The following is a 24958-nucleotide window of genomic DNA, read 5'->3' as shown; positions in this document are numbered from 1 at the left end:
AGTCACCATGAAGCGGATCGCCGTGCTGGCGTCTTCCGTCGTCCTCCTGCTCGCCAGTGCCGTGGCGCCGGCCCAGGCGAGCCCGGCCGTGGCCGACGACGGCGCGAAAGTCGTCCAGGAAACCTGGCTGGACGCCCGGACCGTCGACCTGCAGATCAGCTCGCCCGCACTGGGCACCACCGGGATGGTGCGGCTGCTCGTGCCGTCCGGCTGGGCGGCGCAGCCGACCCGGACCTGGCCCGTGCTGTACCTGCTGCACGGCTGCTGCGAGCCGGTCGACTACCGCTCGTGGGACCAGTTCACCGACGTCAAGGCGTTCACCGCGGCCAAGGACGCGCTGGTCGTGATGCCGACGGACGGGGCCGCGGGGATGTACACGAAGTGGTGGAACCTCGGCCTCTGGAACACCCCGGACTGGGACACCTTCCACACCGCCGAGGTGCGCCAGATCGTCGAACGCGGCTACCGCGGTGGCACGCGCCGCGCGGTCGCCGGGCTGTCGATCGGCGGGTACGGCGCGATGGCGTACGCGTTCAAGCACCCGGGGATGTTCGGCGCGGCCGCCTCCTACAGCGGGGTGCCGAACACGCTCTACCCGGGGCTCCCGGTCTGGATCATCGGCATCCTGGCGCGCGCCGGGTTCTACAACTACCTCAACCTCTGGGGCGACGCGTTCGGGTTGAAGACGCTCTGGACGGCCAACAACCCGTACGACCACGTCGACCAGCTGCGCGGCACCGCGCTCTACGTCTCTTGCGGCAACGGGCAGACCGGGCCGCTCGATCCGCCGAACCAGGCGGACTTCCTGGAGTCGACGGCGGAGATGTCGTCCCGCAGCTTCACCGACCGCCTGCGGACCGCCGGCATCCCGGCGACCGTCGACTACTACGGGCCCGGCACGCACAGCTGGCCGTACTGGCAGCGGGCCCTGCACCAGTCCTGGCCGGTCCTGGCCGGCGCGCTCGGCCTCCCGGCCTGAGCGGTTCCCTTTCCCCGTTTGGAGGTTGTGGTGAAGCCTGCCCGTTGTCGTGCCGTGCTTTCGGCGCTCCTGACCTGCTGCCTGGTGGCGCTGGGCGTGGCGGCCGCGAGCCCGCCCGCCGGCGCGGCGCCGCTGCTGCCCGGACCGTTCGACGACTCGTTCTACACCCCGCCGTCGCCGCTCCCGGCAGGCAAACCGGGTGACGTCATCCGCTGGCGGCCCACGGTACCGCTGCTGAACGCGCTCAACGCCGACGCCTGGCAGGTCATGTACCTCTCGACCAACGCGCTCGGGAACCGGAACGCCGTGACCGGCACGATCCTCGTGCCCAAGGGCGTCGACCCGGCCAGGGCGCCGATCATCGGCTACGCCGTCGGCACGCAGGGCCCGGCGTTCAAGTGCACGGCGTCGAAGGCGATGGAACGCGGCACGCTGTACGACCAGCCGGCCATCAACGACTCGCTGTCCAGCGGCTACGCGGTCGCCGTGACCGACTACGAGGGCTATTCGCCGGCGACCGTGCCGACCTACATCACCGGGCAGTCCATGGGCCCGGCCGTGATCGACTCGGTGCGCGCGGCGCAGGACCTGCCGGCCACCCGGCTGTCCCGCGGCGCCAAGGTGATCTTCCAGGGCTACTCGCAGGGCGGCGGCGGATCGATGTGGGCCGGGGAGAAGCAGCCCGCGTACGCGCCGGAGCTGAACGTCGTCGGCGTCGTCGCGGGCGGTGTCCCGGCCGACCTGACGGAGGTCTCGAAGGGTCTCGACGGCTACCTCGGCTTCGGGTTCCTGGCCTTCGCCGCGGTCGGTCTGGACGCGGCGTACCCGGATTTGCGGCTCGATTCGTTCCTCAACGAAACCGGCCGTCAGCAGCTCGCCGACGCGAAGAAGAACGCGTGCACAGCGGAACTGCTGCTGAACTATTCCTTCAAGAAGATCAGCGATTTCACGACGTCGAACCCGCTGGGGACACCGCAGTGGCAGGCGCGGCTCGCGCAGAACAAGCTGGGCGCGAACCCGCCGCGGGTGCCCGTGTTCCAGTACCACGCGAGCGTCGACGAAATCGTGAACACGCCGCAGGCGGAAGCGTTGCACCGGGCGTACTGCGCGGCCGGGGTCCGTGAGCAGTGGACGACCTACGTGGCCGAGCACGCCAGTGGCATTCTCGCCGGCAACGCCGACGCGCACCAATGGATCGTCAAGCGGTTCAACGGGGAACCGGCTCCGGCGAACTGCTGATCCCGATGCACTGAAAGACTCTTTCCTGACGTCCGACGTCAGGAAAGAGTCTTTCAGTGCGCTCGGGCCGGTCAGACCTTGCTCGCGGCGAAGGCGGCCGCGTCGTTGGCGTTGTCGCCGTAGCTCAGGTGGGCCAGGATGTTGAAGCCGCCCGCCTGGCAGATCGGGTCGCCCAGGGCGCAGTAGTCCTTGGTGCGGCTCTGGTAGGTGCCGGTGACCGAACGGCCGATCGCGCGGATCGGGTTGCCGAACAACAGGATCGCCGCGATCCGGGGGGCCAGGTCCGCCGGGATGGTCGCGACGATCGGGCCGCCGACGATCGCGCCGGCGCTGCTGATGCCGATCGAGTTGTCCACCACGTTCGCGCCCTGGGAGTAGCCGACCAGGACGAACCGCTGGGACGGGCAGGCCGCGGCCTGCGTGCGCACGTGGTTGACCAGGTCGGTGTTGCCCTTCTGCACCGAGGCGGGCTGGCCGAGGTCGGCGGGGTAGTCGACGCGGTAGCTGCTCACCGACCGCGGGCGCAGCCGGTTCTGCACGGCCGAGAACACCGGGTCGCCGACGATGAGGCCCAGCGTGCCGGGTTCGCCCGTGCCGCGGGCCACCGCGACGTCGATGTCGGTGCACGGCGCGGCGGACGCGGCCGGTGCGGCGGCGACCGTGAGCCCGGCGACGGCGAGGCCGACGGCGGCCGCGGCGGACGACAGGCGCTTCTTGGGTACGCGAATCATGGCTGTTCACACCTCATTGTGAGAAAACGTTGTGGGAAAAGGGGTCGGCAAGCGCTTTCCGTGGGGCGCGGAAATACCTGCGGCGCTTGCGGTTATCGCAGCGTCGCAGTGGTTGCCGGACCCGGCAAGAGGTGATTTCCCGGAGTGCCGGTAATTGTTCAGCCGATGACAAACAGTCCGGTGTGGACGCTCAGGTGGCGCACTGCCCGGCCCGGTCCGGGGTGTCGAGCCGCTCCAGCAGCGCCGGGTCGAGCCCGCGCAGCGCGGCCATGACGAACCCGGTGGCCAGCTCGCCCGCGGCGATCGGGTCGACGCCGGGGGAGTGGGACACGTGCATCGCGGCCCGCCCGACCAGGCCGACCATCATCGCCCCGAGCAGCTCCGCGCCGGGACCGACCGGGCGGCCGTGGGCGAGCAGGTGCTCGCGCACCTGCCCGATCACGTGCGTGGCAATGGAATCGGCCAGCGCGCGGCGCTCGTTCGACATCTCGTCGACGGCCGAATCGAACAGCAGCCGGAAACTTTCGGGGTGGGCGCCGGCGTAGGCGAACATGGCCATCACCGACAGCCGGACGCGCTCCTCCAGCGGACGCGTGTTCGCGGTTTCGTGGGCGCTGATCACCCAGGCGCGCAGCGCGGCGACCTCGCGCCGGACGGTGGTCCGGAAAAGCGCGGCCTTGTCCCCGAAATGCGCGTAGAGGGTGGGCTTCGTGGAATCGGCGCGGTCGGCGATCAGGCCCATGGTGGCCTGGGCGTAACCCCGCTCCGCGAACACGGCGCGGGCGGCGTCGAGCAGCTCGTCGTCGGTGGGCCGGGCGGCGGGGCTGCGGCGAGCGCTGGATCGATCAGGAGGACTCTGCCGGCTCATGGAGGTGTACTGTAACGACTCCTTGCTTTACTGTCCGGTAAAGCACGAGAAGCCGCCGTCCCCGGTGGAGGAAACCTGGTGTCCCGCGACAGTGCTCGGCAACCCGTCCCGGCGCCCCGGGACACCGGAGACGAGGTTCTCCGGCGAAGAGAACTGGCGGCGCTCATGCGTCCGGCCCTGCCGGCGCTGGCGGACTGGATCGTCCGGGAAGTCCTGCGGGCGGTGCCCGTCTACGCCCGGCCGGGCGACGGTTCCTACGGCCGCATGACCCGCCACGCCGTCGAGTGCGCCGTCGAGCTGTTCGTCGACCTGGTCGAGGATCCGCTGGCCTCCCGCGACCGGCTGTACGAAACCTGCCGACGGCTCGGCGTCGGCGAGGCCCGCGAAGGCCGGACCCTCGACGACCTGCAGGCGGCCTACCGCGTGGGCACCCGCGTCGGCTGGCGCTGGATCATGCGGCTGGGCCGCCGGCACCGGTTGTCGTCGGCGGCCATGGCGCAGCTGGCCGAAATGCTGTTCGGCTACGCCGACGAGCTCGCCCGGATGTCGAGCCGGGGCCACCGCGAAGCGTGGGTGGAGATCGAAGGCACCCGGGCGGGCCTGCGCCGGCGCCTGCTGCGGCTGCTGACCGGCCCGGGCGCCATCCCGAACGCGGTGCTGGCCGAACTCGCGGCGGCGGCGGGCTGGCCGGTGCCCCGCGAAGTGGCGGCCGTCGCCGCGGAAACGACGGTGAGCACCTCGTGGGGGCCCGACGCCCTCGCCGACCTCGATTCACCGCAGCCGTACCTGCTGCTGCCCGCCCCGGTGGACGCGCGGACGCTGACCCGGCTCGGCACGCGCGTCGCGGTCGGCCCGCCGACGGACCTCGGCGCGGCGGCGCATTCCCTGCGCTGGGCGCGCGCCGCCCTGCGGCTGGTGGCGGACGGCGCGCTCCCGGACGCCCCGGTGACGTGGTGCACCGACCACCTGACGGAGCTGTGGCTGCTGTCGGACTCGCCGCTGGCCGACCAGGTCGCCCGGCAGGAGCTGGCGCCTCTGGAGCAGTTCCCGGAGCGGACGCGCCGCCGGCTGGGCGAGACCCTGCTGTCCTGGCTGCAGAACGGCGGCAACTCGGAGAAGATCGCGGTCGACCTGTCGGTGCACCCGCAGACGGTCCGCTACCGGGTGCGGCAGCTGAAGCAGGCGTTCGGCGATCGCCTCGACGATCCCGACGCGCGGTTCGCGATGCAGGCCGCGTTGCGTGCGTCGGGGTTGCGGGTCGCGCGGAACGAGTTCTCCGCTCCGGAGGCGTAGGGGTCCCGGAGGCGTCCGCTGACGCGGGCCTGCCTGCCGGTCGCCCGGAACGAGTTCTCCTCTCCTGAGACCTGAGGCGGCCCCACCGCGGCTCCTGACCTTGTCCCCGGCGAGAACATGTTCTAGTTTTGGGGGCGGAAGGTGGTGTGCCGGTGAAGACGGAGCTGGGCCTGGCCGGCGCGGTGGTGCTGGTGACCGGGGGTGTCCGCGGCGTGGGCCGGGGCGTCACCGACGTGTTCCTGGCCCACGGTGCCCGCGTCGTCGTGTGCGCGCGGCGGGAGGCGCCGACGGAGGCGGAGTTCGTGGCCTGCGACGTCCGTGACGAGACGCAGGTGGCGGCGCTGGTCGAGGGGATCGTCGAGCGGCACGGGCGCCTGGACGTCGTCGTGAACAACGCGGGTGGGGCGCCGTACGTGTCGGCGGCGGAGGCGTCGTCGCGGCTGCACGAGAAGGTGGTGCAGCTGAACCTGCTGGCGCCGCTGCTGGTCTCGCAGCACGCCAATGCGGTGATGCAGCGGCAGGATTCCGGCGGGGCGATCGTGATGATCTCCAGCGTGAGCGGGACCCGTCCCTCGCCGGGGACGGCGGCCTATGGCGCCGCGAAGGCCGGGCTGGACAACCTGACCGCGAGCCTCGCGGTGGAGTGGGCGCCCAAGGTCCGGGTCAACGCGCTCGACGTGGGCATGGTGCGGACCGAGCAGTCCCATCTGCACTACGGCAGCGAGGCCGCGGTCGAGGCGGTGGGGAAGACCGTCCCGCTCGGGCGGCTGGCCGAGCCGGCGGAGGTCGGACACTGCGCCGCGTTCCTCGCCTCCGGTCTGGCTTCTTATGTTTCCGGCGCGACCTTGCGCGTGCACGGCGGCGGTGAGGTCCCGGCGTTTCTCGCCGCGGCGGATGTCAATCGGGAGGATTCGTGAGCGGGTTGTGCCAGGGCCGCGTGGTCGTCGTGACGGGCGCGGGCCGGGGGATCGGGCGGGCGCACGCGCTGGCGTTCGCCGCCGAGGGCGCGTCGGTCGTGGTGAACGACGTGGACGCCGACGCGGCCGCCGAGGTCGTCGAGGCCATCGGTGAGCGGGCGGTGGCGAATACGTCCGATGTGGCTGATTGGGCCGGCGCGAAGGAGCTGATCGGGACGGCGGTCGAGACCTTCGGGCGCCTGGATGTGCTGGTCAACAACGCCGGGTTCCTCCGCGACCGGATGCTGGTCAACCTCGGCGAGGACGAGTGGGACGCGGTCGTGCGTGTCCATCTGAAGGGGCATTTCGCGCCGTTGCGGCACGCTGCGGAACATTGGCGGGCCGAGGCCAAGGCCGGCCGGACGCCGACCGCGCGGATCATCAACACCAGCTCGGGGGCCGGTCTGCTCGGCAGCGTGGGCCAAGGGAACTACTCGGCGGCGAAGGCCGGGATCGCCGGGCTGACGGTGGTGGCCGCGGCGGAGCTGGCACGGTACGGCATCACGGTGAACGCGATCGCGCCCGCCGCGCGGACCCGGATGACCGAAGCTGTGTTCGCCTCGACCATGGCCCGTCCGGACGAAGGTTTCGATGCGATGGCGCCGGAGAACGTGTCGCCGTTGGTGGTGTGGCTGGGGAGCGAGGAGTCTTCGCACGTCACCGGCCGCGTCTTCGAGGTCGAAGGCGGGAAGGTGTCGCTGGCGCAGGGCTGGCGGCACGGCCCGGTCGTGGACAAGGGCGAGCGGTGGGACCCGGCCGAGCTGGGGCCGGTGGTGAAGGAGCTGCTCGAGCAAGCGCCCGAGCCCGAACCCGTCTACGGAGCGAGCTGATGGGCATCCTGACCAAGCGTGACGGCCACGTCGAGGTCGTCACGGTCGACTTCCCGCCGGTGAACGCCCTGCCGGTACAGGGCTGGTTCGACCTGGCCGACGCGATCACGCAGGCCGGTCGGGATCCCGACGTGCACGTGGTGATCCTCCGCGCGGAAGGCCGCGGCTTCAACGCGGGCGTGGACATCAAGGAGATCCAGCGCAGCGAGGGCTACGACGCCCTGGTCGGCGCGAACCGGGGCTGCTACGCGGCTTTCGGTGCGGTCTACGACTGCGAAGTGCCGGTGGTCGCGGCGGTGCACGGATTCTGCCTCGGCGGCGGGATCGGCCTGGTCGGTAACGCCGACGTGATCATCGCCTCGGAAGACGCCACGTTCGGGGTCCCCGAGGTCGAGCGGGGCGCACTCGGCGCGGCGACCCACCTGGCTCGGCTGGTGCCGCAGCATCTCATGCGCACGTTGTACTTCACCGCCCGCAAGATCACCGCGGCCGAGCTGCTCGCCCACGGCTCGGTCTACCGGGTCGTGCCGCGCGCCGAACTCGACGAGGCCGCTCTCGAAGTCGCGCGGGACATCGCGAAGAAGGATCCGCGGGTCATCCGGGCGGCGAAAGAAGCGTTGAACGGGATCGACACCCAGCAGGTGCACCGCAGTTACCGGTTCGAGCAGGGCTTCACGTTCGAGCTGAACCTGCTGGGTGCGTCCGACGAGGCTCGCGAGGAGTTCTTGAATGGCCGATAAGCGCACGACCGCCGACGACGTGGCGGCCGAGCTGAAGGACGGCATGACCATCGGCATCGGCGGCTGGGGTTCCCGGCGCAAGCCGATGGCTCTCGTGCGCGCGATCCTCCGCACTCCGGTGAAGGACCTCACCGTCGTGTCCTACGGCGGCCCGGACGTCGGACTCCTGTGCGCGGCGGGGAAGGTCAAGCGGGTCGTGTTCGGCTTCGTGACGCTGGACTCGATCCCGTATGACCCGTGGTTCGGCCGCGCCCGGGAAACCGGCGCGATCGCCGTCACCGAATATGACGAGGGGATGTTCGGGACGGCGTTGTCCGCGGCGGCGCAACGACTGCCGTTCTTGCCGACGCGAGCCGGGCTCGGCTCCGAAGTCATGCGCGCCAACCCCGATCTGCGGACCGTGCGCTCGCCGTACGACGACGGCGAGGAGCTGGTCGCGGTCCCCGCGCAGCACCTCGATGTGGCGTTGCTGCACCTCAACCGCGCCGACGCCCGTGGCAACGTCCAGTACCTGGGCCCGGACCCGTACTTCGACGAGCTGTTCGGCCTCGCCGCGGACCGGTGCTTCGTGTCGGTGGAGAAGGTCGTCGAGACGGCCGAGCTGACCGCGGGCGGGCCGGTGCAGTCGCTGCTGCTCAACCGCGGCGCCGTCGACGGGGTGATCGAGGCACCGCGGGGTGCGCACTTCACCACGGCGGTGCCGGACTACGGCCGGGACGAACGCTTCCAAAAGCATTATTCGGCGTGTGCGAAGGATCTCGAGGCGTGGCCGGGGTTCGTGGACCGGTTCCTGTCCGGCGACGAGGGCGCATATCTGTCCGAAGTGGACAAGTTCGAGGCGGAGGCGGCATGAGCGTGACCCGGGCCGAGATCGTCGTGGTGGCGATGGCGGAGGTGTTCCGCGGCGACGGCGAGATCGTGGCCAGCCCGATGGGCCTCATCCCGCAGCTGGGCGCCAAGCTCGCGCGGCTGACCTTCGAGCCGGACCTGCTGATGTCCGACGGCGAGGCCTACCTGATGACCACCGACGGTTTGGTCGAGGGCTGGCAGCCGTTCCGCAAGATGCTGGACACGATCGTCCCGCACGGACGACGGCACGTCGTCATGGGCGCCAACCAGATCGACCGGTACGGCAACCAGAACATCTCCGCCATCGGCGACCACGCCCGCCCGAAGAAACAGCTCCTCGGTGTGCGGGGTGCACCGGGAAACACGGTCAACCACCGCACCAGCTACTGGGTACCCCGCCACGGCACCCGCGTCTTCGTCGACAGCGTGGACGTCGTGTCGGGGGTCGGCTACGACAACGCGGCCAAGGCGGGGCCGTCGGCGCAGAAGTACCACGACGTGCACCGGGTCGTGTCGAACCTCGGCGTGTTCGACTTCGGCGGCCCGGACCACGCGATGCGGGCGGTGTCCCTGCATCCCGGCGTCACCCGCGACGAAGTGACCGCGGCGACGACGTTCGAGATCGACTTCACCGGCGTCGGGACCAGCCGCGAACCGACGGACGAGGAGCTGCGGCTCATCCGCGAAATCGATCCGAAGGGCCTGCGGGACAAGGAAGTTCCGGCGTGAAGACAGCCCTGACCGAGCTGGTCGGCGTGGAGCACCCGGTCGTGCAGACCGGGATGGGCTGGGTCGCCGGCCCGCGCCTGGTCTCGGCCACCGCGGAAGCCGGCGCGCTCGGCATCCTCGCCTCGGCCACGATGACCTACGCCGAACTCGAAGCCGCCGTCGCCGAGGTCAAGAAGCGCACCGAGAAGCCGTTCGGGGTCAACCTCCGCGCCGACGCCACCGACGCTGGTGAACGCGTCGACCTGCTGATCCGCGAAGGCGTGAAGGTTGCCTCCTTCGCGCTGGCGCCGCGCAAAGAGATGATCGCGAAACTGCGGGACCACGGGATCGTCGTGATCCCGTCGGTCGGCGCGGCCCGGCACGCCGAGAAGGTCGCCGCCTGGGGCGCGGACGCCGTCATCGTCCAAGGCGGCGAAGGCGGCGGGCACACCGGGGGCGTGGCCACCACGCTGCTGCTGCCCTCGGTGCTGGACACCGTCGACATCCCGGTGGTCGCGGCCGGCGGCTTCTTCGACGGCCGCGGGCTCGCCGCCGCCCTCGCCTACGGCGCCGCCGGGGTCGCCATGGGCACCCGGTTCCTGCTGAGCAAGGAGAGCACCGTTCCCGACGAGGTCAAGCGCCTCTACCTCGAGCAGGGTCTCACCGGGACGATCGTCACCCGCCGCGTCGACGGCCTCCCGCACCGCGTGCTGCGCACCGAGCTCGTCGAGAAGCTCGAACGCACCGGCCGGATCCGCGGGCTGGCGCAGGCGGCGCGCAACGCGCTGCGCTTCCGGAATATCACCGGCCTGTCCCCGGTTGCGATGCTGCGAGAAGGCTTCGCGATGAAGCACGGCAACGATCTGACGTGGAGCCAGCTGGTCATGGCGGCCAACACCCCGATGCTGCTGCGGGCGGGACTGGTCGAAGGCCGGACGGACGCGGGAGTGCTAGCGTCGGGACAGGTGGTGGGCATGATCCACGACCTGCCCACGGTGGCGCAGATCGTCGAGGGCGCGGTGGCCGAGGCAGGTGAGATCCTGCAGCGCCTCGGCCGGCAAACGGGAGGATGAGGAAGCGGTGTTGAAGGTCGGTTACAAGGCGTCCGCGGAGCAGTTCGGGCCGCGGGACCTGGTCGAGTACGCCGTGCGCGCCGAAGAGGTCGGCCTCGACTCGGTCTGGGTGTCCGACCACTTCCTGCCCTGGCGGCACGAGGGCGGGCATGCGCCGTTCGCGCTGGCGTGGATGCCGGCGGTGGCCGAGCGGACGAAGCGGGTGCAGATCGGCACGAGCGTGCTGACCCCGACGTTCCGGTACAACCCGGCGGTGATCGCGCAGGCGTTCGCGACGATGTCGCTGCTGTCGAACGGCCGGATGATCCTCGGTGTCGGTACCGGTGAGGCGCTGAACGAGATCGCGGTGTCGGGGCGGGAGTGGCCGGAGTTCAAGGAGCGCTTCGCCCGGCTGCGGGAGTCGATCCGGCTGATCCGTGAGCTCTGGACCAGCGACAACGTGAACTTCGATGGCGACTACTACCAGCTGGTCAACGCGAAGATCTACGACCGGCCGGAGCAGCCGGTGCCGATCTACGTCGCCGCGGGTGGCCCGGTGGTGGCCAAGTACGCGGGCCGGTCGGGGGACGGGTTCATCTGCACCTCGGGCAAGGGCATGGACCTCTACACCGAGAAGCTGATGCCGGCGGTCAAGGAAGGCGCTGCCGCGGCGGAGCGCGACGCCGAAAGTATCGACCGGACCATCGAGATCAAGATGTCCTACGACCGCGATCACGAGAAGGCACTGGAGAACACGCGGTTCTGGGCGCCGCTGTCGCTGACGGCGGAGCAGAAGCACACGGTGTCCTCGGCCGAGGAGATGGAACGGCTGGCCGACGAGCTGCCGATCGAGCAGGTCGCCAAGCGCTGGATCGTCGCCTCGGACCCGGACGAGGCCGTCGCCCAGATCAAGCCGTACCTGGACGCGGGCCTCAACCACCTCGTGTTCCACGGCCCGGGCCACGACCAGGAGCGGTTCCTGACCCAGTTCTCCGAGGACGTGCTCCCGAAGCTGCGCGCCCTCGGCTGATCACAGCCGCTCGATGATGGTGACGTTGGCGGTGCCGCCGCCTTCGCACATCGTCTGCAGCCCGTAACGGCCCCCGCGGCGCTCCAGCTCGTGCAGGAGCGTGGCGAGGAGCTTGGTGCCGGTGGCCCCGATCGGGTGGCCGAGGGCGATCCCGCCCCCGTTCACGTTGACCCGGTCGGGGTCCGCGCCGGTCTCGTCCAGCCACGCCAGCACGACGCTCGCGAACGCCTCGTTGACCTCGAACAGGTCGATGTCGGCGACCGTGAGCCCGCTCTTGCGCAGGGCGTACGCGGTGGCCGGGATCGGGCCGGTGAGCATCCACACCGGGTCCGCCGCCCGCACCGACAGGTGGTGGATGCGCGCCCGCGGCGTCAGGCCGTGCTCCCGCACGAACGCCTCCGACGCCAGCAGCGCCGCGCTCGCACCGTCGGAGATCTGGCTGGCCACCGCCGCCGTCAGCCGCGACCCCTCGCTCAGCGGTTTCAGGCCGCGCATGCGCTCCAGGCTGGTGTCCCGGCGTGGCCCTTCGTCGTGCCGGAAGTCCTCCACCGGCACGGTTTCCGCGTCGAACCGCCCTTCGTCGATGGCCGACAACGCCCGCTGGTGACTGCGCAGCGCGTACTCCTCCATGTCCGCGCGGCTGAGGTCCCAGTGCTCGGCGATCATCTCGGCGCTGCGGAACTGCGAGACCTCGACACTGCCGTAGCGCTCCTGCCAGCCCTTCGAGCCGGAGAACGGGTCGTCGAAGCCGTACTCGCGGCCGGCCAGCATCGCCGCGCTGATCGGGATGCGGCTCATGTTCTGCACGCCGCCGGCCAGCACCAGGTCCTGCGTCCCGGACATGACGGCTTGGGCGGCGAAGTGCACGGCCTGCTGGCTCGACCCGCACTGCCGGTCGACGGTCACGCCCGGCACGTGGTCGCCGAAACCCGCGGCCAGCCACCCGGTGCGCGCGATGTTGCCGGACTGCGGGCCGAGAGTGTCGGTGCAGCCCAGGATGACGTCGTCGACCAGGTCGGGGTCGACGCTCGTGCGCTCGACGACGGCCTTGATGACGTGCGCGGCGAGGTCGGCCGGATGCCACCCGGAGAGCGCGCCGCCGCGCCGTCCGACAGGGGTGCGCACCGCGTCGAGGAGGAAGGCTTCGGGCACGGGGACTCCTAGACGAGTAATGCGTAAGTCTGGGTGGTGGCTGGAGATGGGCGAAGGGTGTTCAAGATCGGTTTGTGACGACAGACCTGAACACCCTTCTCACCGCACTCTACGTCAAGATCGACGACCACCTCGCCGGCAGGCGGCGGGTGGGCAGGCCGCCGAAGCTGACCGACGCGGAGCTGGTGACCTTGGCCGTGGCCCAGGCGTTGCTGGGGTTCACCTCCGAGGCCCGCTGGCTGCGGTTCCTGCCCGCCCGGATGCCCGGCGCGTTCCGCTATCTGCCTGGCCAGTCCGGCTACAACCGTCGGCTGCGTGCCGCGTTGCCGCTGGTCAAGCAGGTCATGCGCTGGCTGGCGGCGGACACCGACCTGTGGACCGACACCACCTGGATCGTGGACTCCACCCCGGTCGAATGCGGTCGCTCCCGACCCACGGTCCAGCGTTCGGAGTTGGCCGGCTGGGCAAAGTATGGCTTCTGCCGCTCCCACTCGCGCTGGTTCTGGGGACTGCGGCTGCATCTGGTCTGCACCCCGGCCGGACTCCCGGTCGCCTGGGCGCTGGCCGACCCGAAGGTCGACGAGCGGCAGGTGCTCATGGCCATCTGCGACCACGAACCCCACCTGCTCACCGAACGTCCGGGGCTGCTGATCATCGCCGACAAGGGCTACGTCTCCGCGGAACTGGACCGCTTCCTGGCCGAGCGCGGGGTCCGGCTGATCCGGCCGTCCTACCGCAACCGCAAGCCGCATCCCGGTGAGCCGCTGCTCAAGTCCATCCGCCAGCTCATCGAGTCGGTCAACGACACCCTCAAGGGCCAGCTGAACCTGGAACAGCACGGTGGACGCACCATCGAAGGCGTCGGCGTCCGCGTCGCCCAACGCCTCCTGGCCCTCACCGCCGCCATCTGGCACAACCGCGCCACCGGCCAACCCATCACCCGATCACTGACCGCCTACGACCACTGACCGAGTTACGCATTACTCGTCTAGGGGTGCTGGCTGCTGACGGAGACGACTTCGCCGGTGAGGTAGGAGGCGTAGTCGCTGGCGAGGAAGACCATGACGTTGGCGACTTCCCACGGTTCGGCCGCGCGGCCGAACGCTTCCCGCTTGGTGAGGTCGTCGAGGAGTTCGTCGCTGGTCACCTTGGCGAGGAAGGGGTGCATGGCGAGGCTGGGGGCGACGGCGTTGATCCGGACGCCGTGTTCCGCGGCATCCAAAGCCGAGCAGCGGGTGAGGGCCATGACGCCGGCTTTGGCCGCGGCGTAGTGGGCCTGGCCCGCTTGAGCGCGCCAGCCGATGACCGAAGCGTTGTTGACGATCGCGCCACCGCCGCCCTGGGCCACGAACTGTTTCAGGGCCGCGCGGGTGCAGCGGAAAGTGCCGTTCAGCGTGATGTCGAGGACGCGCGACCACTCCTCGTCGGTCATGTCGATGACCGATTTGGTGCCGCCGAGCCCGGCGTTGTTGACCATGACGTCGAGCCGCCCGAACTGCTCGACGGCGCCGTCGATCAGGGCCTGGACCTGGTCTTCCTGGGTCACGTCGCACGGGATCGCGTGGACGTCGCCGAGTTCGGCGGCCTTCTCCTTCAGCCGCCGCTCGTGCCAGTCGCTGATGACGACCTGCGCGCCTTCTTCGAGGCAGCGTTTCGCCACCGCGGAGCCGATCCCGGTGCCCGCGGCCGCGGTCACCACGACCACTTTCCCCCGCAGCAGATCGTGGCCGGGTGGGTAGGTCGGGATCACGGGCGAGCCTCCCGGGGTAGGCCGAGCACGCGCTCGGCGATGATGTTGCGTTCGATTTCGTCGGACCCGCCGTAGATGGTGTCGGCGCGGGTGAACAGGAACAGCCGCTGCCACTCGTCCAGCTCGGGTCCGTCGGAAGTCATCGACCGCGCGCCTCGGGCGCGCATGGCGAGTTCGCCGAGCCCGCGGTGCCACTGCGCCCACAGCAGCTTCCCGACGGCCACTTCCGGCCCGGCGGCCTGCCCGAGCGTCCGCAATGCGTGCGCGCGCAGCACCCGGAGGCCGACGCGGGCGCGGGCGAGGTCGGCGCGCAACAGCGGGTCGTCGTAGGTGCCGAGCCGTTTCGCTTCGGCGGTGATGTCGTCGAGCTCGCGGCGGAACCCGATCTGCTGGCCCAGGGTCGAGACCCCGCGTTCGAAGCCGAGCGTGGCCATCGCGATCTTCCAGCCCTCGCCCGGCTCGCCCACGACCAGGTCGGCGGCCGTGCGGGCGTCGTCGAAGAAGACCTCGTTGAACTCGGAGGTGCCGGTGAGCTGCTGGATCGGGCGGATCGTGACGCCGTCCTGGTGCAGGGGCACCAGCAGGTAGGACAGCCCGTGGTGGCGCTGCGAACCGGGTTCGGTCCGGGCCACCACGAAGCACCAGTCGGCCACGTGCGCCAGGGAGGTCCAGATCTTCTGGCCGTTGATGACCCATTCGCCGTCACGCAGCACCGCGGACGTCGAGACGGCGGCGAGGTCGGAGCCGGCGCCGGGTTCGGAGTAGCCCTGGCACCACAGGTCCCGCACGGCGACGATCCCCGGCAGGAACCGTTGCTGCTGTTCGGGGGTGCCGAACGCGATCAGGGTCGGCCCGAGCAGCTGTTCGCCGATGTGGTTCACCCGCGCCGGGGCGCCCGAAGCCGCGTATTCCTCGTGGAAGGCGACCTGCTCCTCCAGGGACAGGCCGCGGCCGCCGTGCTCGACCGGCCAGCCGACGCAGGTCCAGCCGGCGCCGGCGAGGTGGCGTTCCCACGCGAGCCGCAGGTCGAACTCCTCGTGCTCCCGTCCCGGACCGCCGAGCCCGCGCAGGCGGGCGAACTCGCCGGTGAGGTTGTCGGCGAGCCAGCTCGCGACCTCCTCGCGGAATCGCGTCGGTCCCACGCACGCCTCCTTGCTGCCGGGCCGGTCCGGCACCTAGGGTAATGAGAACACGTTCTACTTTGTCGGTCCAGAGGAGGCTGTGGTGGGACAGACCACGATCCCGGCCGTCGTCCGCGATGCCGCCGCGAAGTTCGGGTCCGCGGAGGCGCTGGTCGACGGACCGGTGCGGCTCGGCTACGACGAACTTCTGGAACGTGTTCGAACGGTCGCGCGGGCGTTCGCCGCGTGCGGCGTCCAGGCGGGCGACCGGGTCGCGGTCGCCCTCCCCAACACCCACCACTGGGTCCTCTCGGCCCTGGGCGCCCTCTACGCGGGGGCGGTCCTGATCCCGGTCAACACCCGCTTCACCGCGACCGAGACGGTCGACCTGCTCGTCCGCGGCCGGGCCAGGGCGCTCGTCGTGGCCGCCGACTTCCTCGGCACCGACCGCCACGCCGCGATCCGCGAGACCGGCGTCGAGCTGCCGGACCTCGGCACCGTCGTCCGGGTGCCGCTGCAGGAGCCGCACCGGCCGGTCGAGGGCACGCTGGGCTGGGACGAGTTCCTTGCGCGCGCCGAGGACGTCACCGAAGCCGAAGCCGAGGCACGGGCGGACACCGTCGGCCCCGACGACGTCGCCGACATCCTCTTCACCTCCGGCACCAGCGGCCGCTCCAAGGGCGTGCTCTCGGTCCACCGCCAGACGGTCGACGTCGCCGCGGCGTGGGCCGAGTGCGGCCAGGTCACCGCGGAAGACCGGTACCTGGTGATCAACCCGTTCTTCCACAGCTTCGGCTACAAGGCCGGCATCGTCGTGGGCCTGCTGACCGGCGCGACGCTCGTCCCGCAGGCGGTCTTCGACGTCCGCGAGGCGCTGAAGGCGATCGAACGGGAGCGGATCTCCGTGCTGCCGGGCGCGCCGACGATCTTCCAGTCCCTGCTGCACGAGCCGCGCAAGGGCGACCTCTCGTCGCTGCGGCTCGCGGTCACCGGGGCGGCCAGCGTGCCCGCGTCGCTGGTCCGGCGGATGGGGGCCGAGCTCGGGTTCGAGACGGTCCTGACCGCCTACGGCCTCACCGAAGCCGTCATGGTGACGATGTGCCGTCCCGGCGACCCCGCGGAACTCGTCGCGAGCACGTCGGGCCGGGCCACGGCGGGGTTCGAGGTGGCGATCCACGGCTCGCCGGGCGAGATCGTCCTGCGCGGGCCGAACGTGATGCTCGGCTACCTCGACGACCCCGAGGCGACGGCCAAGGCCATCGACGAGGACGGCTGGCTGCACACCGGTGACGTCGGCGAGCTCGACGCCGGCGGCAACCTCACCATCACCGGCCGGCTCAAGGACATGTACATCTGCGGCGGCTTCAACGTCTACCCGGCCGAGGTCGAGAGCGCGCTGACCGAGCTGGCCGGCGTCCGCGACGTCGCCGTCGTCGGCGTCCCGGACGAGCGGCTCGGCGAGGTCGGCAAGGCCTACGTCGTCGGGACCGGGCTGACGGCGGAGGACGTCACGGCGTTCTGCCGCGAGCGGCTCGCCAACTACAAGAACCCGAAGTTCGTCGAGTTCCTCGACGAGCTGCCCCGCAACGCTGCCGGCAAGGTGCTGAAGCGGCTGCTGACCGAGGAGAAGGCATGAGTGAATCGGTGGTCCGGTCGGAGCGGCGCGGGCCGGTCGCGGTGGTGACCATGAACCGCCCGGACTACCGCAACGCCCAGAACTCGGCGATGACGTACGCCTTGGACGACGCGTTCACCGAGGCGGTGAACGATCCCGAGGTGAAGGTGATCGTGCTGGCGGGGGAGGGGAAGCACTTCTCGGCGGGGCACGACATCGGCAGCCCTGGCCGGGACGCCGACCAGTCGTTCGACCGGCGGGCGGTGATGTGGTGGGACCACGTCGACCGGGCCGGTGGTGATCAGCGGTTCGCGCGGGAGTCCGAGGTGTATCTGGGGATGTGCCGCCGGTGGCGGGAGATCCCGAAGCCGATGATCGCGAGTGTGCAGGGTGCGTGCATCGCGGGTGGGTTGATGCTGGCGTGGGTGTGCGATCTGATCGTGGCTTCCGATGACGCGTTCTTCGCCGATCCGGTGGTGCGGATGGGGATTCCGGGTGTCGAGTACTTCGCGCATCCGTGGGTGCTGGGTCCCCGCGCGGCGAAGGAAGTGCTGTTCACGGGGGAGCGGTTCACGGTCCAGCAGGCCAAGGAGTGGGGCATGGTGACCCGGATCGTGCCGCGTGCGGAGCTGGAGGAGCGCACGCTGGAGCTGGCGGAGAAGATCGCCGGGATGCCGCAGTTCGGGCTGGCGTTGGCGAAGAAGGCGGTCAACCAGGCCGAGGATCTGATGGGTTTGCGGTCCGGGATGGACTCGGTGTTCGGGCTGCATCACCTGGCGCACGCCCACAACGCGGAGACGTCGGAGGATTCGCTGGGTGGGCAGTCGGCGCGGTCGATGCGTGACGCGAACAAGGGGGCCTGATGGATCTCGACATCGACGAGGCTTCGGCGGCGTTGCGCGACGAGGCGCGGGAGTGGCTGGCTTCGCACGTGCGGGTGCTGCCGTCGATGGACACCGCGGAAGGTTTCGCGGCCCATCGGGAGTGGGAGGCCGAACTCGCCGAGGCGCGGTGGTCGGTGGTGTCGTGGCCGGTCGAGTACCACGGGCGGGACGCGTCGATGCTGCAGTGGCTGTTGTTCGAGGAGGAGTACTACGCCTCGGGGGCGCCGGGGCGGGTGTCGCAGAACGGGATCTTCATGCTCGGGCCGACGTTGTTCGCCCACGGGACGCCGGAGCAGCGTGACCGGATTCTGCCCGCGATGGCGACCGGCGAGCAGGTGTGGGCACAGGCGTGGTCGGAACCCGAGGCGGGTAGCGACATTGCGGCGTTGCGGAGTTCGGCGGTGCGCGCCGACGGTGGCTGGTTGCTGTCGGGGCAGAAGACGTGGAGTTCCCGGGCGACCTTCGCCGATCGTGCGTTCGGGCTGTTTCGCACGGATCCGGAGGCGCAGCGGCATCACGGCCTGACGTACTTCATGTTCGACCTGCGGGGCGAGGGTGTGACCGTGCGGCCGATTCCGCAGCTGGACGGTGAGCCGGGGTTTGCGGAGATCTTCCTCGACGAGGTGTTCGTGCCGGACGAGGACGTGATCGGTGAGGTGGGCCAGGGCTGGCGGGTGGCGATGACCACGGCGAACAACGAGCGTGGGCTGTCGTTGCGGAGTCCGGGCCGGTTCCTGGCGGCGGCTGATCGGCTGGTGGAGCTGTGGCGTTCGTGCGGTGCTGCGGAGTCCACAAGGGACAGAGTGGCCGATGCGTGGATCGGGGCCCGCGCCTATCAGCTCTACACGTTCGGGACGGTGAGCAGGCTGGCGGAGGGGGGTGAGCTGGGGCCGGAGTCGAGTGTGAACAAGCTGTTCTGGTCCCATTTGGACGTCGAGCTGCACGAGACCGCGCTCGATGTGCTCGGCCCCGCGGCGGAGACCGACCCGGCCTGGGTGAACGGCTACCTGTTCTCCCTGGCCGGTCCGATCTACGGCGGCACCGACCAGATCCAGCGCAACACCATCGCCGAACGGCTGCTGCAGCTCCCGAGGGAGGCCCGCCGATGAAGTTCCGGCTCTCCCCGGAGCAACGGCAGTTCGCCGCGACGCTCCACGAGCTGCTGGGCGGAGCGGACACCGCGGCCGCCGCCCGGGCCTGGGCGGCGGGGGAGCACGACCGCGGCCTCAAGCTCTGGCGCGCACTCGCCGACGTCGGCGTCTTCGCGCTGCTGGTCGACGAGGACCACGGCGGCCTCGGCGCCGGCCCGGTCGACCTGGTGGTCGCCTGCGAAGCACTCGGCTACCACGCCGTTCCCGGCCCGCTCGTCGAATCGGCCGCCGTCGCCCCCTCGCTGCTGACCGGCGACCGGCTCACCGCGCTCGCCGAGGGCGACCTCGTCGCCACCGTCGTCGCGCCGCCGGAAGTGCCCTTGGCCCTCGACGCCGACGTCGCGGGCGTGGTGTTGGACCTCACCGGCGCGGAGCTCACGGGCGTCGGCGACTTCGTGCGCTCGATCGACCCGCCGCGGCGGCTGTTCCGGGTCCCCGCTGCCGCCGGCGCCTCGAGCGGCGTCGCGTTCGACCGGGGTGTCCTGGCCGTGGCCGCCCAGCTGGTGGGGGCGGGGCAGTGGCTGCTCGACACGTCGGTGGCGTACGCGAAGCAACGCAAGCAGTACGGCCGGGCGATCGGCGAGTACCAGGCGGTCAAGCACCTCCTCGCCGACGTCGTCACCCGCCTCGAACTGGCCCGCCCGCTGCTCTACGGGGCGGCCGTCGCCGGGGACACGTTCGCCCGCGACGTCTCGGCGGCGAAGGTGCTGGCCGGGGAAGCCGCCCACCTCGCCGCCCGGACCGCGCTCCAGGTGCACGGCGCCATCGGCTACACGGCCGAGCACGACCTCGGCCTCCGGCTGACGAAGGTCCGGGCCCTCGTCGGCGCGTGGGGGACCGGGTCGTTCCACCGGGCGCGGGTCCTGCGATGACCGACCCGATGGAGACCGAGGAGGCGCGGGCGCTGCGGGACGCCGTCCGCGCGCTGCTGACGCGCCGGTCGGGCCCGGAATCGGTGCGGGCGGCGATGGAGTCGCCGCTGGGCTACGACGACAAGCTGTGGTCGACGCTCTGCGAGCAGATCGGCGTCGCCGCGCTGGTGATCCCGGAGCAGTACGGCGGCGCGGGTGCGGGGCTCGCCGAGGCGTGCGTCGTGCTGGCGGAGCTGGGCCGGACGCTCACCCCCGCACCGATGCTGGGTTCGGCGGTGCTGTCGGCTCAGGCGGTGTTGCTGAGCGGCAACGACTCCGCGTGCCGAGACCTGCTGCCGGGCATCGCCGCGGGCACCACACTGGCGGCCCTGGCCTGGTCCGGCGAGGACGGCCGGTGGACACCGGCCCTGACCGCCTCGGCCACGGGCCTCGACGGCAAGGCCTGCTACGTCCTGGACGGCGACCTCGCCGACGTCCTGCTCGCGGTGGCCGGTACGGAAGACGGTGTCGGTCTGTTCGAGGTCGCGCTCGACGGGGTCCGCCGCTCGCGCGTGCCGAGCCTGGATCCGGGCCGTCGCCTCGCGGTGGTCGAGTGCGCGTCGACCCCGGCGCGGCGGCTGGACGCGGGCGGGTTCGGCCCGTCCCTGCGGCAGCTGCGGGACACGGCGGTGATCGCGGTGGCCGCGGAGCAGGCCGGGGCGGCGGCGCGCGCGTTGGAGCTGACCGTCGAGTACACGAAGCAACGCCGCCAGTTCGGCCGCCCGATCGGCTCGTTCCAGGCATTGAAGCACCGGATGGCGGACGTCCACGTCCACGTCGAAGCGGCCCGTTCGGCGCTGTACGCGGCCCTGGTGGACGGCGACGCCGAGGCAGTGGCAACGGCAAAGCTGGTGTGCGGCGAGGCATTCACCCACGCGGCGGCGGAGATGATCCAGCTGCACGGCGGCATCGCGATCACCTGGGAGCACGACGCGCACTTGTACTTCAAGCGCGCCCACGGGACGGCCCTGCTGTTCGGTGAGCCGAAGTTGTGGCTCGACCGGTGAGCGGGGGCGTTTTCGGTGTGGGCGGGCTGCCGCTCGGCCGGCGAGCTGCGCGGGGGCTGTTCTCCGGCGACCCCGGGCTGCTGCTCACCCGTGAGCCGCGCCGGGCCTCTCCCCGGCGAACCCCGGGCCACCGCTCACCCCGTGAGCCGCGCCGCCGAGCCGGGTAGTTCGCGGTTCGCCTCGTCCAAACCGTGGGCGACCAACCTGCAAGCCCCGCAGCCCGCGACGTGCTCGGCGATCGCGCCCGCCCGGCGCGGTCCGAGGGCGCCGCGGACCCAGGCGCCCATGCGCCGGCGGGGTTCGCGGCATGTCGGCTCCTCCGGCTCGGGGACCTGGACCTGCAGGTAGGCCTGCCGCAGGCCCTCGCGGGCGCGCATCGCCGGCGCCGCGACGCCGTTCGGCGACAGCCCCAGCGAGGGCGCGACCTCGGTCGGGGTGCCGCCCTCGGCCGTGGTGCGCCACAGCACCGTCCGCCAGTGCCCGGGCAGCGTGCGGTACGCCGACCACGCCAACCTCGTGTTCGACCGGTGCAGGGCGAGCTCGTCGGCGCCGCCGGCGGTGGCGTCGGGGACCGTGGCGCGCAGCTCGATCCGGCTGCGCTGGCTGCTCCAGCGGGACACCAGGTTGCGCAGCGTCACCACCAGGTACGGCCGCAGGTCGCCGTGCGGGCCGCCGCCGGCGAGCACGACCGCCAGCACCCTTGCGAAGGTCTCGGCCACCAGGTCGTCCCGTTCGGCGGGCTGCCGCGACCAGGCGCCGGCGGCCCGCCGCAGGGGCTCGGCGTGCCGGCGGAAGAGCCGGCCGGCGGCGTCGAGGTCCCCGGCCCGCAGGGCGGCGAGCAGCACGGCGTCCGGCTGGTCGTCGGCTGGTTCCATCGCGGTCTCCCCGGGGTCGGGCACGCTCCGTGACACCGGGTACCCAGCGCCGGCGGCCCGTTCGGGTGGATCAGACCGCGAACACCTGGGCGTCGTCGGCGAAGGCCTTGAACTCCAGGGCGTTGCCCGCCGGGTCGAGCAGGAACATCGTCCACTGCTCGCCGGGCTGGCCCGCGAAGCGGACGTACGGCTCGATCACGAACTCCGTCCCCGCCGCGCGCAGCCGGTCGGCGAGGGCCTGGAACTGCGGCACGGTGAGGATCAGCCCGAAGTGCGGCACCGGGACGTCGTGGCCGTCGACCGGGTTGTGGACGCGTTCCGGGCCGCTCGGCGCCAGGTGCGTCACGAACTGGTGGCCGTGCAGGTTCCAGTCGATCCACGTCTCGGCGCTGCGGCCCTGCTCGAGGCCGAGCACCTCGCCGTAGAACCGGCGCGCGGCGGCCAGGTCGCCGACCGGCATGGCGAGGTGGAAGCGGGGGATGGCCAGGGTCATGGGGGCTCCTTCCACGGTGATCTTGTCCGGATGTTAACATTACGACATGAGTGGTTCGGTGGTCCCCGCCCGCCGCCGCGGATTGGCCGACGAGGTCGCGGACCGGATCCGCGACGCGGTCTTCGACGGCGTCTACGCCCCGGGCAGCCAGCTGCGCGAGGTCGAGCTCGCCGAGGCGCTGGGCGTCAGCCGCGGACCTGTGCGGGAAGCGCTGTTCAAGCTGGAGCGCGAGGGGCTCGTCCGCAGCGAGTGGCACCGCGGCACCACGGTGACCGCCCTGTCCGACGACGACGTCGCCGAGCTGAACAGCCTGCGGGCCGCCCTCGAGCAGCTGGCCGTCGAACTCGTCGTCGAGCGTGCCGGCGAGGATTCCCTGGCCGTGATCGACGCCGCGGTGGGCCGCATGGAACGCGCCATCGACGAGCACGAAATGGTCCGGTGCGACCTCGAATTCCACGACGCCGTCTACGCCGCCGCGGGCCACCGCCGGCTCCAGGACGCGTGGCAGGCGATCCGTTCGCAGGTGCACCTGTTCCTGCTGACCCGGATCGGCGTCGCCACCGACGGCTACCTCGACGGCATCCCCGCCGAACACCGCGAGCTCGTGACGGCGCTGCGGGCCCGTGACCGCGCGACGGCGCTCGCGCTGTTCGCCGAGCACCGCCGCCACGCGTTCGAAATCCTCAGTGGACGGACGGACTAGCCTGTCACAGCGTCAGGTCCGCCGCCGTCCGGATCTCCTGGGCCAGGCGCGTCGACTCCAGCCCGGCGAGCGGGTCGGCGGCGGGCAGGTCGCCGAACGACAGGCCGGTCAGCTCGGCGATCCGGTGGACCGGGACCTGGAAGGTGCGGTACGCGCCGTAGTCGAACTCGGTCGCCGCCTCCAGGCCCTCGATGAGCTCCGCCTGGCTGAGCAGGTACGCCGTCGCCGACAGGCTCCCGTCCTTCTTGACCATCGCCACGACCTTCCAGAACTGGCGCGGCAGCTGCACCCCGCGGTACTGGTCGTCGTCGGCGGCCAGCACCGGGCCGGTCACCACACTGACCTTCAGGTCGAAGTTGTCCGCGTTGTTCAGCACGTAGTCCTCGAGCCCGGCCCACGTCGTCTTGTTCTGGTTGAAGTCCTTGTGCTGCGGCGAGCAGTTCGTGAAGTGGAACGTGTCGTCGTTGCCCAGCTGGGCGACCGCCTCGGTCGCGCCCCACGCCGGGTCGAGGCGGCGGACCAGGTGCCCGCGGTCGAGGGGGTTGGCCCGGTAGATCTCCTCGCCGATCTGCTCGGTCACCGCGACGCGCGGGTCGAGCGACCAGTGGTCGGCTTCGCGCCGCAACGACCGGCTGGTGCGCCCGTCGATGTTGACCGCGGTGAACATCGCCAGCCGCCGTTCCCGGTGCATGACGACGCTGAAGTGGTGGTACGGCAGGACGTACCGCGGCTCGCCGGGCGCCTGCCGGTTGATCGCCGCCAGCGGCAGGAGCTCCGCGGACAGGCCGGGCAGCGGCACGGTGCGCCCGGGCAGGAAGTCCGGGTCGTAGCCCGCCCGGTTCGAGTAGTCCGGGTCGATCCGCCCGGCGGCCGGCTCGGCCCGCAGCCGGATGTCGAACGGCATCGACAGCGTGAGCACCGGCGAAGCGCCACCACCACCGCCGTTGGCGACGGCCGTCGGCAGCGCGCGTTCGGGACGGGTGGAAAGCCGGTCGAGCAGGGCCTGCTGCGCCGGCGTGAACGCCTGTGCCCGCAGGAACTTCAGCAGCTTGCTCACCCGGATGCCTTCGTTGAGGAACCCGCCGTACTCCGCGCGGCCCGCCGCCGGGACGCTCGCGTGGTGCAGCGCCACGATCTCCCACTGGTCGTTGAACACCGGCGAGCCGGACGATCCCGGCTCGGTGTCGGTTTCGTAGTGCAGGAAGTTCTCGAGGACGTCGACGACGCGGTTTTCCCGCAGCGCGACCTGTTTCTTGCCGCCACCGGGGTGCTGGACGATGGTGACGAAGTCGCCGACGATCGCCTTGCCCTCGCTGCCGATCAGCCGGTTGAACCCGAACGGCCGCAACTCGTCGGCGGTCGCTTTCACCGCGACGAGCGCGAAGTCGAGCGAGCGGTCGGCGGCGAAGAAGCGGTCGGGGTCGAGCGCGAACGCCCGCACCGGCCGGGGCAGGCCGTCGATGCCGTCCTGGTAGTCGAACTCGATGATGCTGAACCCGGCGGCCGCCGCGTCCGGCAGCACGTGGTGGTTGGTCAGCAGCAGCTCCGGCGACACCAGCGAGCCCGTGCCGTAGCCGACCAGCCTGCCCTGGGCGTTCCGGATGTTCACCCGGCCGATCGCGGACGCGGCCGCGACCCCGCCTTCGAGGTAGCCCACGCCGAGCAGGTCGTTCGTGAGGACAATGCGTTCGAGGATCGCACCCGCGGCCGTCATCGCTTCCGGGTCGCCGGCCGCGATCGCCGCCGGGCTCACCGGCCGGACGTCGGGGTAGTAGCGGCCGAGCCGGTCGATCCGGGTGGCGACCCGGCTCGGCTCGTCGGCCTCGGCGATCCCGCCGGGCTTGCGCAGCAACGCGATCTTCTCCTGCCGCTCTTCGGTCCGCTCGGCGGCCCGAGCGGCCGCGGCCTGTTCCTGTTCGGACTGCCGGTCCGTCTTGACGTCCACGATGCCTCCCCGCGAAAAGCTGGAAACATCGCGTTAGTCGCGGCACCGGAGAGCGCGTTACACGATTTCCGGCGCG

The 24958-nt window shown here is 71.3% G+C and carries 25 protein-coding genes; 17 read left to right on the top strand and 8 right to left on the bottom strand.

The window, feature by feature from the left end; translation table 11 throughout:
• Positions 1–7 precede the first annotated feature (7 nt).
• Together BLW76_RS29355 and BLW76_RS29350 are read left to right on the top strand one after the other, a co-directional pair.
• Positions 8–979, top strand: coding sequence for an alpha/beta hydrolase (locus BLW76_RS29355; protein ID WP_091313364.1), 972 nt, complete (start codon positions 8–10; stop codon positions 977–979).
• A 54-nt stretch (positions 980–1033) separates the two neighbouring features.
• A complete protein-coding gene (locus BLW76_RS29350) occupies positions 1034–2218 on the top strand; it encodes a lipase family protein (RefSeq protein ID WP_208613408.1) in 1185 nt (394 codons plus the stop codon).
• 71 nt (positions 2219–2289) lie between these two features.
• Here BLW76_RS29350 and BLW76_RS29345 read toward each other — a convergent pair whose 3' ends face one another.
• Positions 2290–2949 carry a cutinase family protein gene (locus tag BLW76_RS29345; RefSeq protein ID WP_091313362.1) on the bottom strand — a complete coding sequence of 220 codons (660 nt, stop codon included), beginning with the start codon at positions 2947–2949 and terminating at the stop codon, positions 2290–2292.
• A gap of 190 nt (positions 2950–3139) precedes the next feature.
• The gene (locus BLW76_RS29340) at positions 3140–3817 is read right to left on the bottom strand and encodes a TetR/AcrR family transcriptional regulator (protein WP_091313361.1); all 678 of its coding nucleotides are present in this window, start codon (positions 3815–3817) and stop codon (positions 3140–3142) included.
• 78 nt (positions 3818–3895) lie between these two features.
• Between BLW76_RS29340 and BLW76_RS29335 the strand changes: the two genes are divergently transcribed.
• The 8 genes from BLW76_RS29335 to fgd all read left to right on the top strand — a co-directional run bounded on the left by BLW76_RS29335 (position 3896) and on the right by fgd (position 11275).
• A complete protein-coding gene (locus BLW76_RS29335) occupies positions 3896–5110 on the top strand; it encodes a helix-turn-helix domain-containing protein (protein ID WP_482746693.1) in 1215 nt (404 codons plus the stop codon).
• A 152-nt stretch (positions 5111–5262) separates the two neighbouring features.
• On the top strand, positions 5263–6027 hold the full coding sequence (locus BLW76_RS29330) for an SDR family oxidoreductase (RefSeq protein WP_091319998.1): 765 nt from the start codon (positions 5263–5265) through the stop codon (positions 6025–6027).
• Positions 6024–6896 carry an SDR family oxidoreductase gene (locus BLW76_RS29325; protein WP_091313357.1) on the top strand — a complete coding sequence of 291 codons (873 nt, stop codon included), beginning with the start codon at positions 6024–6026 and terminating at the stop codon, positions 6894–6896. The genes BLW76_RS29330 and BLW76_RS29325 overlap by 4 nt, the downstream gene beginning before the upstream one ends.
• Positions 6896–7636, top strand: a complete 741-nt coding sequence (locus BLW76_RS29320; protein ID WP_091313355.1) for an enoyl-CoA hydratase family protein — start codon at positions 6896–6898, stop codon at positions 7634–7636. Before BLW76_RS29325 ends, BLW76_RS29320 begins: the two co-directional genes overlap by 1 nt.
• Positions 7626–8489, top strand: a complete 864-nt coding sequence (locus BLW76_RS29315; protein ID WP_091313353.1) for a CoA transferase subunit A — start codon at positions 7626–7628, stop codon at positions 8487–8489. Before BLW76_RS29320 ends, BLW76_RS29315 begins: the two co-directional genes overlap by 11 nt.
• Positions 8486–9214 carry a CoA-transferase subunit beta gene (locus tag BLW76_RS29310; RefSeq protein ID WP_091313351.1) on the top strand — a complete coding sequence of 243 codons (729 nt, stop codon included), beginning with the start codon at positions 8486–8488 and terminating at the stop codon, positions 9212–9214. Before BLW76_RS29315 ends, BLW76_RS29310 begins: the two co-directional genes overlap by 4 nt.
• On the top strand, positions 9211–10266 hold the full coding sequence (locus tag BLW76_RS29305; protein WP_091313349.1) for an NAD(P)H-dependent flavin oxidoreductase: 1056 nt from the start codon (positions 9211–9213) through the stop codon (positions 10264–10266). The genes BLW76_RS29310 and BLW76_RS29305 overlap by 4 nt, the downstream gene beginning before the upstream one ends.
• Positions 10267–10273: 7 nt before the next feature.
• Positions 10274–11275: a glucose-6-phosphate dehydrogenase (coenzyme-F420) gene (gene fgd, locus BLW76_RS29300; RefSeq protein ID WP_091313347.1), complete on the top strand. Its 1002-nt coding sequence runs from the start codon at positions 10274–10276 to the stop codon at positions 11273–11275.
• Here the strand turns inward: fgd and BLW76_RS29295 are convergent, their stop codons facing one another.
• Entirely contained in the window at positions 11276–12427 is a 1152-nt protein-coding gene (locus BLW76_RS29295) for an acetyl-CoA C-acetyltransferase (RefSeq protein ID WP_091313345.1), read from the bottom strand.
• 74 nt (positions 12428–12501) lie between these two features.
• On the opposite strand from BLW76_RS29295, the gene BLW76_RS29290 reads away from it, so the two are divergent.
• Entirely contained in the window at positions 12502–13395 is an 894-nt protein-coding gene (locus tag BLW76_RS29290; RefSeq protein WP_091304040.1) for an IS982 family transposase, read from the top strand.
• Between the two features lie 20 nt (positions 13396–13415).
• On the opposite strand, the gene BLW76_RS29285 is transcribed toward BLW76_RS29290, so the two are convergent.
• Together BLW76_RS29285 and BLW76_RS29280 are read right to left on the bottom strand one after the other, a co-directional pair.
• The gene (locus BLW76_RS29285; protein ID WP_091313343.1) at positions 13416–14177 is read right to left on the bottom strand and encodes an SDR family oxidoreductase; all 762 of its coding nucleotides are present in this window, start codon (positions 14175–14177) and stop codon (positions 13416–13418) included.
• Positions 14174–15319 (bottom strand): acyl-CoA dehydrogenase family protein, encoded by a 1146-nt coding sequence (locus BLW76_RS29280; RefSeq protein ID WP_091313341.1) that lies wholly within the window; start codon positions 15317–15319, stop codon positions 14174–14176. Before BLW76_RS29280 ends, BLW76_RS29285 begins: the two co-directional genes overlap by 4 nt.
• Positions 15320–15401: 82 nt before the next feature.
• Here BLW76_RS29280 and BLW76_RS29275 point away from each other — a divergent pair, with 82 nt between their 5' ends.
• Genes BLW76_RS29275 through BLW76_RS29255 form a run of 5 tightly spaced genes read left to right on the top strand, consistent with a single transcriptional unit; the run spans position 15402 to position 20866 of the window.
• Entirely contained in the window at positions 15402–16934 is a 1533-nt protein-coding gene (locus BLW76_RS29275) for a FadD3 family acyl-CoA ligase (protein WP_091313339.1), read from the top strand.
• Positions 16931–17776 carry an enoyl-CoA hydratase gene (locus BLW76_RS29270; protein ID WP_091313337.1) on the top strand — a complete coding sequence of 282 codons (846 nt, stop codon included), beginning with the start codon at positions 16931–16933 and terminating at the stop codon, positions 17774–17776. Before BLW76_RS29275 ends, BLW76_RS29270 begins: the two co-directional genes overlap by 4 nt.
• Positions 17776–18906: an acyl-CoA dehydrogenase family protein gene (locus BLW76_RS29265; RefSeq protein WP_091313334.1), complete on the top strand. Its 1131-nt coding sequence runs from the start codon at positions 17776–17778 to the stop codon at positions 18904–18906. Before BLW76_RS29270 ends, BLW76_RS29265 begins: the two co-directional genes overlap by 1 nt.
• Positions 18903–19820 carry an acyl-CoA dehydrogenase family protein gene (locus BLW76_RS29260; protein WP_091313333.1) on the top strand — a complete coding sequence of 306 codons (918 nt, stop codon included), beginning with the start codon at positions 18903–18905 and terminating at the stop codon, positions 19818–19820. The genes BLW76_RS29265 and BLW76_RS29260 overlap by 4 nt, the downstream gene beginning before the upstream one ends.
• Positions 19817–20866: an acyl-CoA dehydrogenase family protein gene (locus BLW76_RS29255; RefSeq protein ID WP_244170359.1), complete on the top strand. Its 1050-nt coding sequence runs from the start codon at positions 19817–19819 to the stop codon at positions 20864–20866. Before BLW76_RS29260 ends, BLW76_RS29255 begins: the two co-directional genes overlap by 4 nt.
• A gap of 134 nt (positions 20867–21000) precedes the next feature.
• Here the strand turns inward: BLW76_RS29255 and BLW76_RS29250 are convergent, their stop codons facing one another.
• Both BLW76_RS29250 and BLW76_RS29245 read right to left on the bottom strand, forming a co-directional pair.
• Positions 21001–21741 carry a zf-HC2 domain-containing protein gene (locus BLW76_RS29250; protein ID WP_091313330.1) on the bottom strand — a complete coding sequence of 247 codons (741 nt, stop codon included), beginning with the start codon at positions 21739–21741 and terminating at the stop codon, positions 21001–21003.
• A gap of 70 nt (positions 21742–21811) precedes the next feature.
• A complete protein-coding gene (locus BLW76_RS29245; RefSeq protein ID WP_091313328.1) occupies positions 21812–22234 on the bottom strand; it encodes a VOC family protein in 423 nt (140 codons plus the stop codon).
• A gap of 46 nt (positions 22235–22280) precedes the next feature.
• Here BLW76_RS29245 and BLW76_RS29240 point away from each other — a divergent pair, with 46 nt between their 5' ends.
• Positions 22281–22937 (top strand): GntR family transcriptional regulator, encoded by a 657-nt coding sequence (locus tag BLW76_RS29240; RefSeq protein WP_091313324.1) that lies wholly within the window; start codon positions 22281–22283, stop codon positions 22935–22937.
• Positions 22938–22941: 4 nt separating this feature from the next.
• On the opposite strand, the gene BLW76_RS29235 is transcribed toward BLW76_RS29240, so the two are convergent.
• Positions 22942–24882: a DNA/RNA non-specific endonuclease gene (locus BLW76_RS29235; RefSeq protein WP_091313322.1), complete on the bottom strand. Its 1941-nt coding sequence runs from the start codon at positions 24880–24882 to the stop codon at positions 22942–22944.
• Positions 24883–24958: the final 76 nt, after the last annotated feature.

Source organism: Amycolatopsis tolypomycina, from assembly GCF_900105945.1.
Classification (GTDB): domain Bacteria; phylum Actinomycetota; class Actinomycetes; order Mycobacteriales; family Pseudonocardiaceae; genus Amycolatopsis; species Amycolatopsis tolypomycina.
The sequence above is the reverse complement of the archived record's forward strand: the minus strand, read 5'-3'. Positions and strand labels throughout refer to the sequence as shown.